We start from the raw sequence: 17,126 nt of genomic DNA, 5'->3' as shown, positions 1-17,126 counted from the left end.
TATGGATGCCAAAGTGTTGGATATGGTTGTCGAAGCGCGACGTGACCAGTCTGAGTTGTTCGAGATCGGCAGCCCGATTCCGCTGGGCGTCGTACCCGCGAAAATGCATGCATGGACGATTCGCCGCGAGAATCACGGTGAGCCCCAGCGCGCGTTCACGAAGGAAATCGTCGACGTGCCGTCGGTCGGCCCCAACGACGTGCTGATTCTCGTGATGGCGGCGGGCGTCAACTACAACGGCGTGTGGGCAGCGCTCGGCCAGCCGTTCTCGGTGCTCGACCTGCACGACGATCCGTATCACGTCACCGGGTCGGATGCCGCGGGCATCGTCTGGGCCGTCGGTTCGAACGTGAAGAAGTGGAAGGTCGGCGACGAGGTGGTCGCGCATTGCTCGCAGGTCGACGGCGACGACGAGGAATGCAACGGCGGCGATCCGATGCTGTCGCCGTCTCAGCGCATCTGGGGTTACGAAACATCCCATGGCTCGTTCGCGCAGTTCGCTCGCGTCCAGTCCACGCAGCTGATGCCGCGCCCGAAGCATCTCACGTGGGCCGCGAGCGCGTGCTACACGCTCACGCTGGCCACCGCATACCGGATGCTGTTCGGACACAAGCCGCACGTGCTGTCGCCGGGCCAGTCGGTGCTCGTGTGGGGCGCGGCAGGCGGATTGGGCACGATGGCGATCCAGCTTGCGGCGCTGGCCGGCGCCCGCCCCGTCGCAGTGGTCTCCGACGATTCGAAGGTGGAATTCGTCAAGCGCCTCGGCGCGGTCGGCGTGATCAACCGCTCGAACTTTTCGTGCTGGGGCGCGCCGCCGTCCGTCGATGAAAAAGAGACGTATGCGGCCTATGTCGACAGCATGAAGAAGTTCGGCAAGGCGATCTGGGACGCGCTCGGCGAAAGGCGCGACGTCGACATGGTGTTCGAACACCCGGGCCGCAACACCTTCGCGCCGTCCTGCTATGTCGTGAAGCGCGGGGGCATGGTCGTGTTCTGTGCGGCGACGAGCGGCTACGACCTGACCTGCGACGCACGTTACGTATGGATGCGGCAGAAGCGTATCCAGGGCAGTCACTTCGCGAGCCTCAAGGAAGCGGCGCAAGCGAACCGGCTCGTGATGAGCGGCAAGATCGATCCGTGCCTGTCGGAAGTGTTCCCGTGGAACCGCCTGCCGGACGCGCACGCGAAGATCCGCGCGAACGAACACCTGCCGGGCAACATGGCGGTGCTGGTCCAGGCGAGCAGTCGCGACGATCTCGACGCCGCGCGTCGCCACTAGCCACGAAGCATTCTTCTTGCTGAGAGAACGGTATGGACCGGTCAACTACAGAGGCGAGACGCGTCGCCGTCATCGGCATGTCGTGCCGCTTTCCCGGGGGCGCGTCGTGTGCATCGAGCTATTGGACGCTGCTGAATTCGGGCCGCACCGCGATCCGCGAAACACCGCGCGAGCGGTTCGATATCGACGCATTTTATTCATCCGATCCGCATGAACCCGGCACCACGTATTCGCGCGTGGCCGGCCACGTCGACGATCCCTTTTGCTTCGACCGCAAGCTCTTCCGCACGTCGGCGGCCGAGGCGATGGAGATGGATCCGCAGCAGCGCTGGATGCTCGAACTCGCATGGGCCGCGCTCGAAAACGCCGGCGTCGCGCCGGGGCAGCTGCGCGGCAGGAACGTCGGCGTTTTCATGACGACCGGCGAAGCCGACTATGGCCGGCGCACGGTATGGTCGGGCGATCCTGAGCGAATCACCACGTATTCGAAGCTCGGCAATCTGCGCGCGATGGCGCCGGGCCGCGTAGCGCACGTGCTGGGCCTGAGCGGGCCCGCGATCTTCGTCGACACGACGTGCTCGTCGTCGCTCGTCGCGATCCATCTTGCCGCGCAGAGCCTGCAGGCTGGCGAATGCGACGTGGCGATCGCCGGCGGCGTGAACCTGATCCTCGGGCCGGAGGAAACGATCGGCGTCGCGCGCCTCCAGGCGATGTCGGCGTCCGGCCAGTGCCGTCCATTCGATGCGAACGCCGACGGCTATATTCGCGGCGAAGGCGGTGGGGCGCTCGTGATGAAGCGACTGGACGATGCGCGCTCGCACGGCGATCGTATCGATGCCGTGCTGGTGGCCTCGGCCGTCAACAGCGACGGCGCGAGCAACGGCCTCACGGCGCCCAACGGCGCGGCGCAGGAGGCCGTCATCCGTCGTGCGCTGGCTCGCGCGGGTATCCGTCCGGAAGCCGTTGCGTACGTGGAAGCGCACGGCACGGGCACCGCACTCGGCGATCCGATCGAGCTCTCCGCACTGCGCAACGTCTATGCGCGCAACGTCATGCGCGACAAACCGGTCCTGGTGGGCTCCGTCAAGTCGCAACTGGGCCATCTGGAGGGCGCGGCCGGCATGGCCGGCTTCATCAAGGCAATGCTGATCCTCCGTCATCGACACGTGCCGGCGCAGGTGAACTTCGCGACGCCGAACCCGCGTTTTCAATGGGAAGGCGCGCAGCTCGAGATTCCGCGCGAAGGTATGCCGCTCGACGAAGGCGACGCGTTGGTCGGCGTGAGCGGCTTCGGCATCACCGGCACGAACGTCCATCTGATCCTTGCCGCGCCGGACGCGACACCCGATACCGCCGCGCAAGTCGCGCGGGAACGCGTGCTGACGCTGTCCGGACGATCGCCGGAGGCACGCCGGCGCGCCGCCTCCGCATGGCGCGCGTGGCTCGCGGACACGCGCACGCCGCTGCGCGATGCGTGCCATACGTCGAGCGTGCGGCGCGATCACTTCGATCATCGCGTCGCGGTGGTCGGTTCGACCAGGAAGGAACTGGTCGCGGCGCTCGACGGGTTTCTCGCGGCGGATCCGACCGGGCAATGGCATGCGGGCGAGCAACCGGCGCAACGCCGCGTGGCGTTTCTGATTCCCGGCCAAGGGGCGTGGCAGCCCGGCATCGGGGCGAATCTGTACGCCGGGAACGGTTTGTTCCGCAAGCATGCGGATGCGTGCATCGGCCAGCTCGACGCCGAGACGGCGCGCGAGGTTATCGACGCGATCCACGGCCGTACCGCTGACGCGGTGCGCCATCATCCGGGCCAGCTCGCGCATTTCATCGTGTGTTACGCGCTGGCTCGTACATGGACGGACCTCGGCGTACGGCCCGACCTGCTGATCGGGCATTCGCTCGGCGAGCATGTGGCGGCCGTGATCGGCGGCGTGATGTCGCTCGGCGACGGTCTCAAGGCCGTGGAGGCGCGTGGCCGGCTGTTCGACACGGCGACGCCTACCGGCGCAATGCTCGCGGTCGCCGCCGGCGCCGACGAGCTGGCCGCACGCTTCACGTTCGGCACGGACCTGTTCGTGGCCGGCATCAATGGGCCCGGGCAAACCGTCGTGAGCGGGACGAAGGCCTCGGTCGCCCAGGTTCAGGACGCGATGATCGCGGCCGGCAGGCGCGTGTCGCTGCTCAAGACCTACGACACGCCGGGCCATTCGCCGATGTTGCGGTCGATGCGCGACGCGTTTCGTCGCGCGCTCGAACCGCTGAAATTTGCGTCGCCGTCGATTCCGATCGTTTCCACGCTCACCGGCGAACGCGCGACGGACGCGATCGCCGACGTCGAGCACTGGCTCGATCTCGTGGAGCAGCCGGTGCGCTTTCACGATGCGCTGGTCGCCGCATCCGACGGCAAGACGCTGTTCGTCGAAGTGGGGCCCGGTGCGGCGCTTGCCAAGCTCGCGCGCGCGGTCGCCGGCGGCGATTGGCAATGCGCGATCTCGTCGCTCGCCGACGGGCCGGAAGGCGACGATGAAACGGAATCGACCGGCTTTGCGCACGGCTGCGCGCGTCTTTACAGCGTCGGGCAGAAGATCGCGTGGAGCCGCCTGTATGGCAACGCGCCGCGGCCGGCCGAAGCGCCGGGCTATTCGTTCGAGGCCGAGCGCTTCGAGTTGCCGTTCCCGTCTCGCGCGGCTGCGGGCTCGGCGTCGCGCCCGCAGCGGCACGACGTCGTGGCGAACGACGCACGCGGGCCAGCGGCGCCGCAAGCGTCCGGCGTCGGCGATGCGATTGCTCGTGCGAATACGGGGCAGGTGCTTGCGACGTTGCGTGCCATGGCGGCGGCTGTCGCAGCCGATAACGTCACCCTCGCGGACGACGTTTCGCTCGTCGGTCAGGGCCTGGATTCGCTGGCGTTGACCGAACTGCGCGTGCGCCTTCAACAGCAATTCGGCCGGATGCCGCCGGTTTCGATGCTCGCGCGCGGCGCGTCGCTGTCGTCGCTTGCAGCGTGGCTGGTCGCGTCGCACGACCACGCGCCCGATACGGAAATCCGAGCGCACATTGCGCAGCCGGAGCCCGCCGAGGCGGACGAGCGCGAGCTCGTCGTCACGCTGCGTACGGGCGCCGGGCCGCTCGTCGCGCTCGTGCATCCGGTCGGCGGAAACGTGCTCTGCTATCAGGATCTGGCCGCCGTGTGGCCCGGCGATCCGACGATCGTCGCGGTCCGCCATCCGTATGCGGACCCGGGGCGCGCACCGACGTATCTTTCGATCGGGCAACTGGCGTCGCGCTATCGTGCGGCGCTGCTCGCGGCGCACGGCAAGCTGCCGGCCCTGCTGGGCGGTTGGTCGTTCGGTGGCATCGTCGCGCACGAGATGGCTGCGCAGTGGGAAGCGCAGGGGCTTGCCGCGCCGCCGTTGATGATCGTCGACAGCCCGTTCCACGACGGCGAATTCGCGATGCGGCTGCGCGAGCTCGATGGCGAATTTTCCGCCGTGGAGGTCACGCAGGTCGTCGAATCATGGCTTGCCGATCCGCGCTTCGATGCGATGCTCGATCGCGACTTTTACCTCGGCGACGTACGGCGGCGGGCGGACCCCGCGATGTTCGCGCATATCGCACGGCTGCACGCGGCCAGTGCGCTGGCGCTCGCGCGTCACCGGCCGCAACAGGTGCACACGCGCATTGCGTACGCGCTTGCGGCGCGCACGCCGGGCAACCCGTCGGGCGCGCAGGCGACGGAGAGCTTGCGGCTGCTCACGCACGGCGACATCACGGTGAGCGTGTTCGACGACGATCACAACTCGATCGTGCGCGAGCCCTCGGCGCGGCGCGTCGCGGATTGCTTCGGCGGCGGCGCCGGCACCGCGGATGGGGTGGCCGACTCGCTCGCACGGGCGGCGTCCACCTAGCGTGTGCCGGCTTCAACCCTTTCACCCATACGAGGCCCGGTCCGTGCCGCGCCTTTCTTTCTCAATCCCACAGTAGGAGATCGATGCCATGAGCGACCAACTTCAAGCTGCAAACGTGAGCGGATCCCCCGCGACCGCACAGACCATTCTCGCGTGGATCCAGGAGTGGGCTGAAGCGAACAATCTCCAGGTACCGACCGATCTCGACCAGACCTTCGCCGACGCGGGATTCGATTCCATGCATTCGGTCGAACTCGCGTTCTTCCTCGAAGAGCGGCTCAAGATCAAGATCGACGACACGGTGCTCTACGATTATCCGACCTTCATGTCGCTGGCCGAACACCTCGTGTCGCTGGTCGGGCAGGACGCCGCCGCCGACACGGCGCCCGGCGAAAGCGCGAGCGCGGGTAACTGGTAACGGCACGCCGGCTGCGATCGGTCGGTCGCCCGGCGCCTTATCGACCTTCACCGGAGTACGGAAGATGGCGGACATCACTCGCGCGGACAACAGGATTTCGCGCGTCGTCGGTTGCGGCTCGGCGCTTCCCGAGCAGCGGATGACGAATCATGACATCGCGCGCCTGGTGGACACGTCGGACGAGTGGATCACGCAGCGCACCGGTATCAAGGAGCGTCGTATCGCGGCGAGCGGCGAGCATACGTCCGATTTCGCGATCGGCGCGGCCAAGGCCGCGCTGCAACAGGCCGGCCTCGGTGGCGCCGACGTCGATCTGATCGTGCTCGCGACCTGCACGCCCGATCGCACGATGCCCGCGACGGCCGTGCGCGTCCAGCAGGCAATCGGCATGCAGCGCGGCGCGGCGTTCGACGTGCAGGCCGTTTGTTCGGGCTTCGTCTACGCACTGTCGGTCGCCGACAACATGATCCGGCTCGGGCAGGTGCGCACCGCGCTCGTGATCGGCGCGGAGACGATGTCGCGCATCGTGGACTGGCAGGATCGCAACACCTGCGTGCTGTTCGGTGACGGCGCGGGCGCGGTGGCGCTGCGTGGCGAGCGGCGCGACGGCGACGCGCCGCGCGGCGTTCTCACCACGCATCTGCACTCCGACGGCCGGTATCACGACAAGATCCACACGGACGGTGGCGTATCGTCGACGCAGGGCGCCGGCAAGATGCATCTGGAAGGGCGCGACGTGTTCCTGCATGCCGTCGTCAACCTCGCCGAAGCGTCGGAGGAAGCGCTCGCGTCGCAAGGCTTGACCCAGGACGATGTCGACTGGATCGTGCCGCATCAGGCGAATCAGCGCATCGTGCAGACGCTCGGCGTCAAATTGAATCTGCCGATGGAGAAAGTCGTGCTCACCGTCGGCAAGCACGGGAATACGTCGGCCGCGTCCATTCCGCTGGCGCTGAGCGACGCCGTGTCCGACGGACGGATAAAGGAGAACGACCTGATTCTGACGCCGGCGATGGGATCGGGTTTTACGTGGGGTTCGGCGTTGATCCGGTGGTAGATAGCGGTCCGCTTTCACATTGGAATCGTGTGACCTGCCCGAACCTGCCGGCGCGTTGCGCATGGGGCGGGCAGGGCGGCCGCCATGCCTGTCTACGCGAGGGGGCTGCGCTGGCGGCTCGCAATGAAACCATCGACGTCGGCTGCGCACAGCGGTTCGCCAAGGTAGAAGCCCTGGCCCTCGACACCGGGCAGCGTGCTGGCCCATTCGAGTTGCTCTGCCGTCTCGATGCCGGTAATCACGATCTGCTTGCCATGACCTTTTGCAAGATGCACCAGGGTTTCGAGCACACGTGTGGATTCGCCGTTCTGCAGCACGTCGCGGATCAGCGAGCGATCGAACTTGACGATGTCCACAGGCAATTGCTGCAGCAGCGTCAACGAGTTGAAGCCGGCGCCGAAGTCGTCGAGCGCGACACGCACGCCAATCGCCTGCACCGCGTGGATGGCTTCTACCAGCCAGTCGAGCCGGGCCGGCGGCACGACGGCGGTCAGTTCGATCTCGAAACGGTACGGATCGATTCCGTGCGATTTCAGCAGCGTAGCTAGTTGATCGGGAAAATCCGTATGCCCGAGTTCCAGTGGCGACAAATTGATCGCAAGCGCCAATTCGTCGTATCCGGCCGCCCTCCACTGCGCGAGCGTGCGCGTCGCGTGCCGGGTGAGAAGGTCGGTGAACCGTGCGGCAAGGAACGAGTCCTCGATCACGCTGAGGAACGACACCGGTTCCAGTACGCCGCGCTCGGGATGTCGCCAGCGCATCAGACACTCGAAGCCGGACAGCCGGTATGCCTGCAACGAGAATTTCGGCTGCAGCAGGAAAAAGAATTCGTCCTGACGAAGTCCCCGTTCGGCATCGTTCAATGGATGGTTTGACGCAAATGTGCTGTTTGTGAACATTTATGCAGGCCGATGGAGGCGATGGCTTCGTCGTTTGATCGACCAATTCTATGGAGCGGGACTGAAATTTTCAATATCGAAAAGTGATCAAATGTAAATTTGTTTAACGGAATTGATGTCGAATGCGTGATCTTTGTCTGGTATATGTTTTATGGTCGGCATGGCGGCCTTTGTGAATTTTTTTGATCTGAAACGTGATGGGTTTTTTGGTGTCGGGGTGAGGAGGTAAGCTTTGGATTGCAATATTGATCGGCATGAAAGCCGTGGTTGGATGCCAAAAATGTCGATTTCAATTTCAACTTAATTTGAAATAAATTTCAATTAATATGCAAATGTAATGCAATTTTTTCATTGAGAGTGGTTCTTTATCTGTCTGGCGATTTATCTTAAAATAATGATATCGGGTTGGTGTGCTTGTTGGTTTATTAAACTAAGACATCTATAAAAAACAAATTAATTCAATTAAAATTTTCTTGTATCGTTTTTATGTATTAGGGTCGGGGGATCTGCGACGTTTGATTCGGTCGTTTCAAATGTTGCCCAATGCGATATTGATGGAGCATCATCTGATTGACATGTTCGGAAGATTGATTGGGCCACGACGGCCCCGTTCATGTGACGAGGGCGGGCAGGTGCCCGAGCATGCGCCGTCGAACCTTGCAATCGAGTGGGTAGGGCTGACGTTGGCGCTCATGCTGATTTGCCTGATCTTGACGGAGACACACGCATTGCAGCGTGTCGACGAGGTCTTTTTCGGGCCAGCGATGCCCGGCCGCTTGGGTATCGCCGCTGAACTGCTGTTCAACGAGCTGATCGTTGCAGCGGTTTGCACGCTGCTTTACAGGCTCGGTCCTTCCGCCGGCTTGTGCGCGGCGATGGGGATGTCGAGCGCGATTGCGGCGACCGCCTTCGCCATCTTCACCTGGCAAGGCCGGATCATGCCGCCCACGACCGGCATGTCGATCTGCGTACTCGCTTACCTGCTGTGGTCGTGGCGACGTCTGGAAGCCTTGTTGCGCTTCACTGCGCTGCTGACGAACCGGATGACGGCCGAACCCGTGCTGCATGCGAAGCCTGTCCGGGCCGGGCATTGCATGGATCCGGTTCAGCGGCAGTTGAATCGCGTTGCGATGCTGGACACGCAAGTGCGCCGGTATCGCGCGCTGAGCGACGCGTGGGTCGACAGTCTGCCGGAGGCGACGCTGATCGCGTCGGCTACCGGAATCGTGCTGCTCGCGAACGCGCGCGTGATGTCCTTGTGCGCGGATCGCGATGCGCATTCGCGGGCGGGGAACTCGCCGGTAGGACGCGCGGTTTCGGACGTGCTGTTCCAGATCACGGGGTCGCACCGGGCCAACGAGTTTGCCGCGCAGGCGCTGGCGTCGCTCGATCACTGGCCGGATGGCGACGCGCTATCGGCACGAACGAAATCCCAGTTCGATCAAGGCATCGAGATAGCCAATGCGCGCGACGGTCTGTCGTTGTTGATCAAGTGCGCGCTGATCCGTCCATCGTTTTATGGCGAGGGCGCGCTGGTGTTCCATGTCGCGGATGTCTCGTCGGTACGGATGGCCGAGCGGCAGCGGGACATGGCGCTGCGCTTCCTGTCGCACGACATGCGATCGCCGCAGGCCTCCATCCTCGCGCTGGTTTCCCAGATGCAGCGCGACCCGTCGCGGTATACGCCGCAGCGATTTGCGGAACTGGTGTCGCAGTATGCGACGCGTGCGCTCAGCCTGTCCGACGATTTCCTGTTCCTGGCCAAGGCCGAGAACCTGCCGCCGAAGCTCGCCGAAGTCGATCCTGCGCTGGTGCTGGGGGATGCCGTGGACGATCTGCTGCCGCAGGCAAGCGCGAAATTCACGACGGTCAATCTGACGGCGGAGCCGGGGCTCAGCACGATCGCCGACGTGCAGTTGCTGCGACGCGCGTTCGTCAATCTGATCGGCAATGCGATCAAGTTCGGGCGGGAAGCGTCGACGGTCGACGTCGAGTTGTCCGCCACGGATCGGCACGTGAAGATCGCCGTCACCGATTACGGAACGGGCATATCCGAACGGGATCAGGAAAAGCTGTTCCGGGAATTCACGCAGCTGGACGGGCATGCGTCGATGTCCGGGCATGGGCTCGGCCTGGCATTCGTGAAGACGGTGGTGGATTCGCTCGGCGGAAAGCTGCAGGTCCGATCGAAGCTCGGCGAAGGGACGACGTTCCTGATGTTTCTGTCGAGGCACGACCATGATGCCGCGTTGGGAAACTGATCGCGGTGCGGCTGTGTTCCGGCGTCGCGCGAACGGAAAACGGGATGGGCGCCGCCGGCCGATCGTCGCGACGCCCAGAACGCGATGAAGCCATACCCAGGCGCGGCATGCGATGCACTGCGCCGTCCCGCGGGCAACGCCCCTACGATATGCGACGCGTGCTCACGCCCGATCCTCGGCCAGCACCCGGGTGTCGCAAGGAACGTCGATCGTCGCCTTGGTCTGATCTAGCCGATAGCCGAGCGTATAGATCGCCGACAGTCGCAAGCCGTTTTCGATGCCGAGCTTCAGCTTTTGCCGGATCCGGTAGATATGCGTATCGAGCGAACGCGATTCCGTGCCCAATTCGCGCCCCCACGCCGTCGTTGCGAGCAGCTCCCGCGACATGATCTTGCCGAGGTTCTGAAACAGGCACGTGACGAGCTGGAATTCCTTGGTCGTCAGTTCGATCTTGCTGTCGCGCAGCCGGACCGCGCGTTCCACCGGATCCAGCACGTACTCGCCCGCGCGGATCGGCTCGTCGCGCTTCACGTTGCGCGCGACGCGGCGCAACAGCGCGTTGACGCGTGCCGCGAGCTCCTCCGCGCGAAACGGCTTGGTCAGATAGTCGTCGGCACCCGCCTCCAGCGCTCTGACGACATCGAGTTCCTGGATCCGGCTGGTCAGGAACAGCACGCCGTATTCGATGTCGGCGCGCGTGCGAATCCAGTTCAGCACTTCGATTCCGGTCATGCTGGGCAAGTGCCAGTCGAGCACGACCGCGTCGACGGATTGGGATCGCAGGAACCGCAACGCCTGTTCGCCGTCGACGACGACCTTGATCGTGTGACGGTACGGAGCCAGCGCGCTCTGGACTTCCTCGGCCTGAACGGGATCATCCTCTACCACCAGTATGCGCATCATGCACCCCGACTAACGTGATCGGCCTGTCGACCGGCGCCTGCAAAATATCGGGCGGCGAGCAGGCAAACGTTTGCTTTTTGGTCCGTCTGGAACAACGGTTAGGGAATATAAAGCATCAGGAATGGATGCGATTGTGACATTTTGTGAATTCGTCGGACAAATTTCATCGGAGGTAAAAAGAGACGAAACGTGTTTTATTTCGCGAATTTTTTACTTGGCAGGCAGGTGCTTTTTGGGGCGGCAAGCGCGGTTTCGGGCCATCGGACGGAAACCGACCCGCGCGATCGCCTGGCTGTTTCGCCGAGTGACGGCGGCGATGGAAAACTGTATGAATATACAGTATAGTATCCGTCGAACTCGCGCCGCACAGGTCCAACCCTTGCGGCTCGTGCGCCGCGCCTGCGGGCATCCGCCGCAGCGTTCCGGCACCGTGAATTCCGGCTAACTCATTCAGACGGGCAGGCAAATTGTCATCCAGCAATCTGATCCGCATTCGCGGAGCACGTCAGCACAACCTCAAGAATCTCGATCTCGACCTGCGCACCGGCGAAATGACGGTCGTCACCGGCCCGTCGGGCTCCGGCAAATCGAGTCTCGTGTTCGACACGCTGTACGCGGAAGGCCAGCGGCGCTACGTCGAAACCTTCAGCGCGTATGCGCGGCAGTTCCTCGACCGGATGGATCGCCCGCAGGTCGAGCGCGTCGACGGCGTGCCGCCCGCGATCGCGATCGACCAGACCAACCCGGTCCGCAGTTCGCGCTCGACCGTGGGCACGATGACCGAGCTGAACGATCACCTGAAGCTGCTGTACGCGCGCGCGGCCGAGCTGTTCGACCGCAAGACCGCGCGGCAGGTGCGGCACGACACGCCTGAAACGATCTACGCGGAACTCGTCGCGCGCACGCAGGCGGCCGATCCGCGCGTCGTCGTCACGTTCCCGGTCGAATTGCCGGAAGCGGTGTCCGACGAGGAAATCGCGCAGTGGCTGTCGGCAAGCGGCTACACGCGCGTGCAGGCGCAGCGCGAAGTCGCGTCGTCCACCGGGCCGCGCAAGGTGCTCGACGTGGTGGCCGACCGCTTCCGCGTGCAGCAGGCCGACAAGGTGCGGGTGGTGGAGGCGATCGAGGCGTCGCTGAAGCGCGGCGGTGGCCGTGTGAACGTGTACGTGCTGGCGCCGGAAGCGGAAAACGCGACGGCGGAGCCGTCGATCTGGCGCTTCTCCACCGGGCTCCACGATCCCGACAGCGATCTGCGCTACGCGGAGCCGCAAGCGGCGCTGTTCTCGTTCAACTCGGCGTACGGCGCGTGCGAAACCTGCCGCGGCTTCGGCCGCGTGATCGGCGTCGATCTCGGCCTCGTGATTCCCGACGCGCGCAAGACGCTGCGCGGCGGCGCGATCAAGCCGATGCAAACTCCCGCATGGAAAGAGTGCCAGGACGACCTGATGCGCTACGCGGCGAAGGCCGGCATCCGGCGCGACGTGGCGTGGTCCGAGTTGACGGATGCCGAGCGCGACTGGGTCGTCAACGGCTCGCCGGACTGGAACGGCAAGTGGCAGAGCCAGTGGTACGGCGTGAAGCGCTTCTTCGGCTATCTCGAATCGAAGGCGTACAAGATGCACATCCGCGTGCTGCTGTCGAAATACCGCAGCTACACGCCGTGCGACGTATGCGGCGGTGCGCGCCTGAAGACGGAATCGCTGCAATGGCGGCTCGGCTCGAAAGAGAATGCCGACGGCGTGCTCGCGCCGGCCGCTCGCTTCATGCCGCGCGGGGTCGACTGGAGCCGCGCGCAGCTCGAAGCGCTGCCGGGCCTGACGGTGCACGACCTGATGCTGCTGCCGATCGAGCGCATCCGGCGTTTCTTCGACGAAATCGTGCTGCCGAGCGCGCTGCTCGACGATGCATTGAAGCTGTTGCTCGCCGAAGTGCGCACGCGCCTGAAATACCTGTGCGACGTCGGGCTCGGCTACCTGACGCTCGATCGCCAGAGCCGCACGCTGTCGGGCGGCGAGGTGCAGCGGATCAACCTGACGACCGCGCTCGGCACGTCGCTCACGAAAACCCTGTTCGTGCTCGACGAGCCGAGCATCGGGCTGCATCCGCGCGATCTCACGCGGATCGTCGAGGCGATGCAGCGGCTGCGCGACGCGGGCAATACGCTGGTCGTCGTTGAGCACGATCCGTCGGTGATGCTCGCGGCCGATCGATTGATCGACATGGGGCCCGGCCCGGGCGAGCGCGGCGGCACGATCGTGTACGACGGCACGCCGGGCGACATCCGCTCGGCGCACACGCTGACGGGCGAGTATCTCGGCGGCCGCAAGCAGGTCGCGCATGCGTCGAACTGGGCGCGTCGCCCGGTCGACGCGAACACGCCGCGCATCGTGCTCGAAGGCGCGACCGAGCACAACCTGCGCGACGTGACGGTCGAGATTCCGCTGCAGCGGCTCGTCTGCGTGACGGGTGTGTCCGGCTCCGGCAAATCCACGCTGCTGCAGGACGTGCTGTATCCGGCGATGGCGCGGCACCACGGCAAGGCGACCGAATCGCCGGGCGCGTACCGCAGCCTGACGGGCGCCGACCAGGTCGGCGACGTCGTGTTCGTCGACCAGTCGCCGATCGGCAAGACCACGCGCTCGAACCCGGCGAGCTACGTCGGCGCGTTCGACGAAATCCGCAAGCTGTTCGCGAAGGCGCCGCTCGCGTTGCAGCGCGGCTACGGCGCGGGCACGTTCAGCTTCAATTCGGGCGACGGCCGTTGCCCGACCTGCGGCGGCTCGGGCTTCGAACATATCGAAATGCAGTTCCTGAGCGATGTCTACCTGCGCTGCCCGGACTGCGACGGCAGTCGCTATCGTGCCGAAATCCTCGAAGTGCGCATCGAGCGCGACGGCCGCGCGCTGAACATCGCCGACGTGCTCGATCTCACCGTCAGCGAAGCGGCCGCGTTCTTCGCGGCCGATGCCGAGGTGCTGCGCGTGCTGCAGCCGATCGTCGACGTCGGCCTCGAATACGTGAAGCTCGGCCAGCCGGTGCCGACGCTGTCGGGCGGCGAAGCGCAGCGCCTGAAGCTCGCCGGCTTCCTCGCCGAATCGGCGGCGGTGGCCAACGGGCGCCGGGTCGCGACGGAAGAGGCGCGCATCGCACGCACGAAGCTGTTCATGTTCGACGAACCGACCACCGGGCTGCACTTCGACGACATCGCGAAGCTGATGCAGGCGTTCGGCAAGCTGCTCGCGGCCGGCCATTCGCTGATCGTGATCGAGCACAACCTCGACGTGATCCGCGCGGCCGACTGGCTGGTCGATCTCGGCCCGGAAGGCGGCGACGGCGGCGGCCTCGTGCTGTGCGCGGGCACGCCCGACGACGTGAAGGCCTGCGTCGAATCGCATACCGGCGTGGCGCTGTTGCAGTACGACCGCGAGATGGACGGCGAAGCCGTGCGCGCCGACGAAGGCGTGCCGCTGCAGGCCGTGCTGAATGCGGCGCGCGCGCGCCGTGCGGTCGAAGGCGAGGACGTCGTGCGGATCGTCAACGCGCGCGAGCACAACCTGAAGGCGCTCGACGTCAACATCCCGCACGGCAAGTTCAACGTGATCACCGGCGTGTCGGGGTCCGGCAAGTCGACGCTCGCGTTCGACATCCTGTTCCACGAAGGCCAGCGCCGCTACCTCGAATCGCTGAACGCATATGCGCGCTCGATCGTGCAACCGGCCGGCCGCCCCGAGGTAGACGCGGTGTACGGCATTCCGCCGACCGTTGCGATCGAGCAGCGGCTGTCGCGCGGCGGACGCAAGAGCACGGTCGCGACCACGTCCGAGGTGTGGCACTTCCTGCGGCTGCTGTACGTGAAGCTCGGCCTGCAGCACTGCATCCACGACGGCACGCCGGTCACGTCGCAGTCCGTCGAATCGATCGCCGCGCAACTGCTGCGCGATCATCGCGGCGAACACGTCGGGCTGCTCGCGCCGCTCGTCGTCAATCGCAAGGGCGTGTATACGGATCTCGCGAAGTGGGCGAAGGCGCGCGGCAGCACGCATCTGCGCGTCGACGGCGAATTCGTCACGGTCGATCCGTGGCCGAAGCTCGACCGCTTCCGCGAGCACACGATCGAATTGCCGGTGGCCGATATCGTCGTGTCGCCGGACAACGAGGCCGAGTTGCGGCGCGGGCTCGACGAGACGCTCGAACTCGGCAAGGGCGTGATGCACCTGCTCGCGCCGCTCGACGGGCTGCATCACGCGATGCAGAACGATCGATCGACCGCGCAGGTCGGCGCGGTCAAGGTGCTGTCGGTCAAGCGCGCGTGCCCGGTATGCGGCACGAGCTATCCGGAGCTCGATCCGCGGATGTTCTCGTACAACAGCAAGCACGGCTGGTGCACGACCTGCGTCGGCACCGGCGTCACGCTCACGCGCGAGCAGCGCGCCGCATACGACGACACGGTGCTCGCCGGCGACGATCGCGGCCGCGAGCAAACCTTGCCGTCGGACGAGCAGGAACCGGAAGGCGTCGGCAACGAGCCGTGTCCGGATTGCCACGGCACGCGGCTGAACCCGTCCGCGCGCGCGGTCACGTTCGACGCGCATCCGATCGTCGAGGTCGCGCAGTGGACGGTGTCGGACACGCGCCGCTGGATCGACGCGCTCGAACTCACCGGGCGCGACGCGCAGATCGCGCGCGACATCGTCAGCGAGATCGGCAGCCGCCTCGCGTTTCTCGAGGAAGTCGGCCTCGGCTACCTGAGCCTCGATCGCGCGGCGCCGAGCCTGTCGGGCGGCGAAGCGCAGCGGATCCGGCTGGCCGCGCAGCTCGGCAGCAACCTGCAGGGCGTGTGCTACGTGCTCGACGAGCCGACGATCGGCCTGCATCCGCGCGACAACCAGATCCTGCTCGACGCGTTGCGCAAGCTCGGCGACAAGGGCAATACGCTGGTCGTCGTCGAGCATGACGAGGACACGATCCGCCGCGCGGATCACATCATCGACGTCGGCCCGGGCGCCGGCAAGCGCGGCGGCACGCTGGTCGCGCAAGGCGCGGTCGCCGATCTCGCCGCGCAGCCGGATTCGGTGACGGGGCGTCTGCTCGCGCAGCCGATGCTGCATCCGCTGCAGCCGCGCCGCAGCGTGAGCCTGCCGGGCAAGAAGGGCGGTGAAGCCGTGCCGGAAGCCTGGCTGACCGTGCATGGCGCGAGGCTGCACAACCTGCGCGACGTCACGGTCGGCATTCCGCTCGCGCGGCTCGTCGCGGTGACGGGTGTCAGCGGTTCGGGCAAGTCGACGCTCGCGCGCGACGTGCTGATGACGAACCTGCTCGACGCGGTCGGCCGCTCGGTGCTGTCGTCGCCGGCCACGCGGCGCGCGCGCAAGGCCGCGCAGCAGGACGCGCCGGCCACCAATCGCCGCTCGAGCGTGCTCGCGCGCAGCGCACCGCGGCCGTCGCTGAACGTCACGCATGCGTGGCAGGGCTGCGAGTCGCTGAGCGGCTGGGAGCAGATCGACCGTGTGCTCGAAGTCGATCAGACGCCGATCGGCAAGACGCCGCGTTCGTGCCCGGCGACCTATATCGGCGTGTGGGACACGATCCGCAAGCTGTTCGCCGATACGCTGGAAGCGCGCGCCCGCGGCTATACGGCGTCGCGTTTCTCGTTCAATACCGGCGACGGGCGTTGCCCGGCCTGCGAAGGGCAGGGGATGCGCACGATCGGCATGAGCTTCCTGCCCGACGTGAAGGTGCCGTGCGACGTGTGCCACGGGCAGCGCTTCAATCCGGAAACGCTCGCCGTCACGTGGCGCGGCCGGAACATCGGCGACGTGCTGACGATGGAGATCGACGAGGCGGTGGAATTCTTCGCGCCGATCTCGAACATCGCGCATCCGCTGCAACTGATGAAGGACGTCGGGCTCGGCTACCTGACGCTCGGCCAGCCGTCGCCGACGCTGTCCGGCGGCGAGGCGCAGCGCATCAAGCTCGTCACCGAGCTGACGAAGGTGCGCGACGACATCACGCGGCGCGGCCAGAAGGCGCCGCACACGCTGTACGTGCTCGACGAGCCGACGGTCGGCCTGCACATGGCCGACGTCGCGAAGCTGATTCGCGTGCTGCACCGGCTGGTCGATGCGGGGCATAGCGTCGTCGTGATCGAGCACGACCTCGACGTGATCGCGGAAGCCGACTGGATCATCGATCTCGGGCCGGAAGGCGGCGTGGGCGGCGGTACGATCGTCGCGGCGGCGCCGCCCGAAGCGCTCGCGAAGGTGAGCGCGAGCCATACCGGGCAGGCGCTGAAGCCGGTGCTGGCGCGAACGGCCGGCGAAGACGCCGAGGCGGAGCAGCAGGGCGCGGCGCGGGTCGGCTGAACGCGTTGCCTCCGGCGGGCGGCCCCGGTGCCTGGT

8 protein-coding genes are annotated in these 17,126 nt (G+C 65.8%); 6 read left to right on the top strand and 2 right to left on the bottom strand.

Annotation, left to right across the window (positions count from 1 at the left end; all coding sequences use genetic code 11):
• The first annotated feature begins 22 nt into the window (after positions 1-22).
• The 4 genes from ccrA (at position 23) to CFB89_RS32290 (ending at position 6,665) form a co-directional block, all read left to right on the top strand.
• Positions 23-1,279, top strand: a complete 1,257-nt coding sequence (ccrA, locus tag CFB89_RS32305) for a crotonyl-CoA carboxylase/reductase (RefSeq protein WP_256979840.1) — start codon at positions 23-25, stop codon at positions 1,277-1,279.
• A gap of 77 nt (positions 1,280-1,356) precedes the next feature.
• Positions 1,357-5,190 carry a type I polyketide synthase gene (locus tag CFB89_RS32300; RefSeq protein ID WP_373559886.1) on the top strand — a complete coding sequence of 1,278 codons (3,834 nt, stop codon included), beginning with the start codon at positions 1,357-1,359 and terminating at the stop codon, positions 5,188-5,190.
• Positions 5,191-5,278: 88 nt separating this feature from the next.
• Positions 5,279-5,608 carry an acyl carrier protein gene (locus tag CFB89_RS32295; RefSeq protein ID WP_089471494.1) on the top strand — a complete coding sequence of 110 codons (330 nt, stop codon included), beginning with the start codon at positions 5,279-5,281 and terminating at the stop codon, positions 5,606-5,608.
• Between the two features lie 64 nt (positions 5,609-5,672).
• A complete protein-coding gene (locus tag CFB89_RS32290) occupies positions 5,673-6,665 on the top strand; it encodes a beta-ketoacyl-ACP synthase III (protein ID WP_089471493.1) in 993 nt (330 codons plus the stop codon).
• 92 nt (positions 6,666-6,757) lie between these two features.
• Here the strand turns inward: CFB89_RS32290 and CFB89_RS32285 are convergent, their stop codons facing one another.
• Positions 6,758-7,528 carry an EAL domain-containing protein gene (locus CFB89_RS32285; RefSeq protein ID WP_256979820.1) on the bottom strand — a complete coding sequence of 257 codons (771 nt, stop codon included), beginning with the start codon at positions 7,526-7,528 and terminating at the stop codon, positions 6,758-6,760.
• Positions 7,529-8,196: 668 nt separating this feature from the next.
• Between CFB89_RS32285 and CFB89_RS32280 the strand changes: the two genes are divergently transcribed.
• Positions 8,197-9,825 (top strand): HAMP domain-containing sensor histidine kinase, encoded by a 1,629-nt coding sequence (locus CFB89_RS32280; protein WP_256979819.1) that lies wholly within the window; start codon positions 8,197-8,199, stop codon positions 9,823-9,825.
• A gap of 162 nt (positions 9,826-9,987) precedes the next feature.
• Here the strand turns inward: CFB89_RS32280 and CFB89_RS32275 are convergent, their stop codons facing one another.
• Entirely contained in the window at positions 9,988-10,728 is a 741-nt protein-coding gene (locus CFB89_RS32275; protein ID WP_256979818.1) for a response regulator transcription factor, read from the bottom strand.
• A 467-nt stretch (positions 10,729-11,195) separates the two neighbouring features.
• Between CFB89_RS32275 and uvrA the strand changes: the two genes are divergently transcribed.
• Complete coding sequence (gene uvrA / locus CFB89_RS32265) at positions 11,196-17,090, top strand: excinuclease ABC subunit UvrA (RefSeq protein ID WP_089471489.1); 5,895 nt, start codon at positions 11,196-11,198, stop codon at positions 17,088-17,090.
• Positions 17,091-17,126: the final 36 nt, after the last annotated feature.

It is taken from the genome of Burkholderia sp. AU16741 (assembly GCF_002223345.1).
Classification (GTDB): Bacteria; Pseudomonadota; Gammaproteobacteria; order Burkholderiales; family Burkholderiaceae; genus Burkholderia; species Burkholderia sola.
Note: the sequence above shows the minus strand (reverse complement) of the source record. Positions and strands in the feature narration are given on the sequence as shown.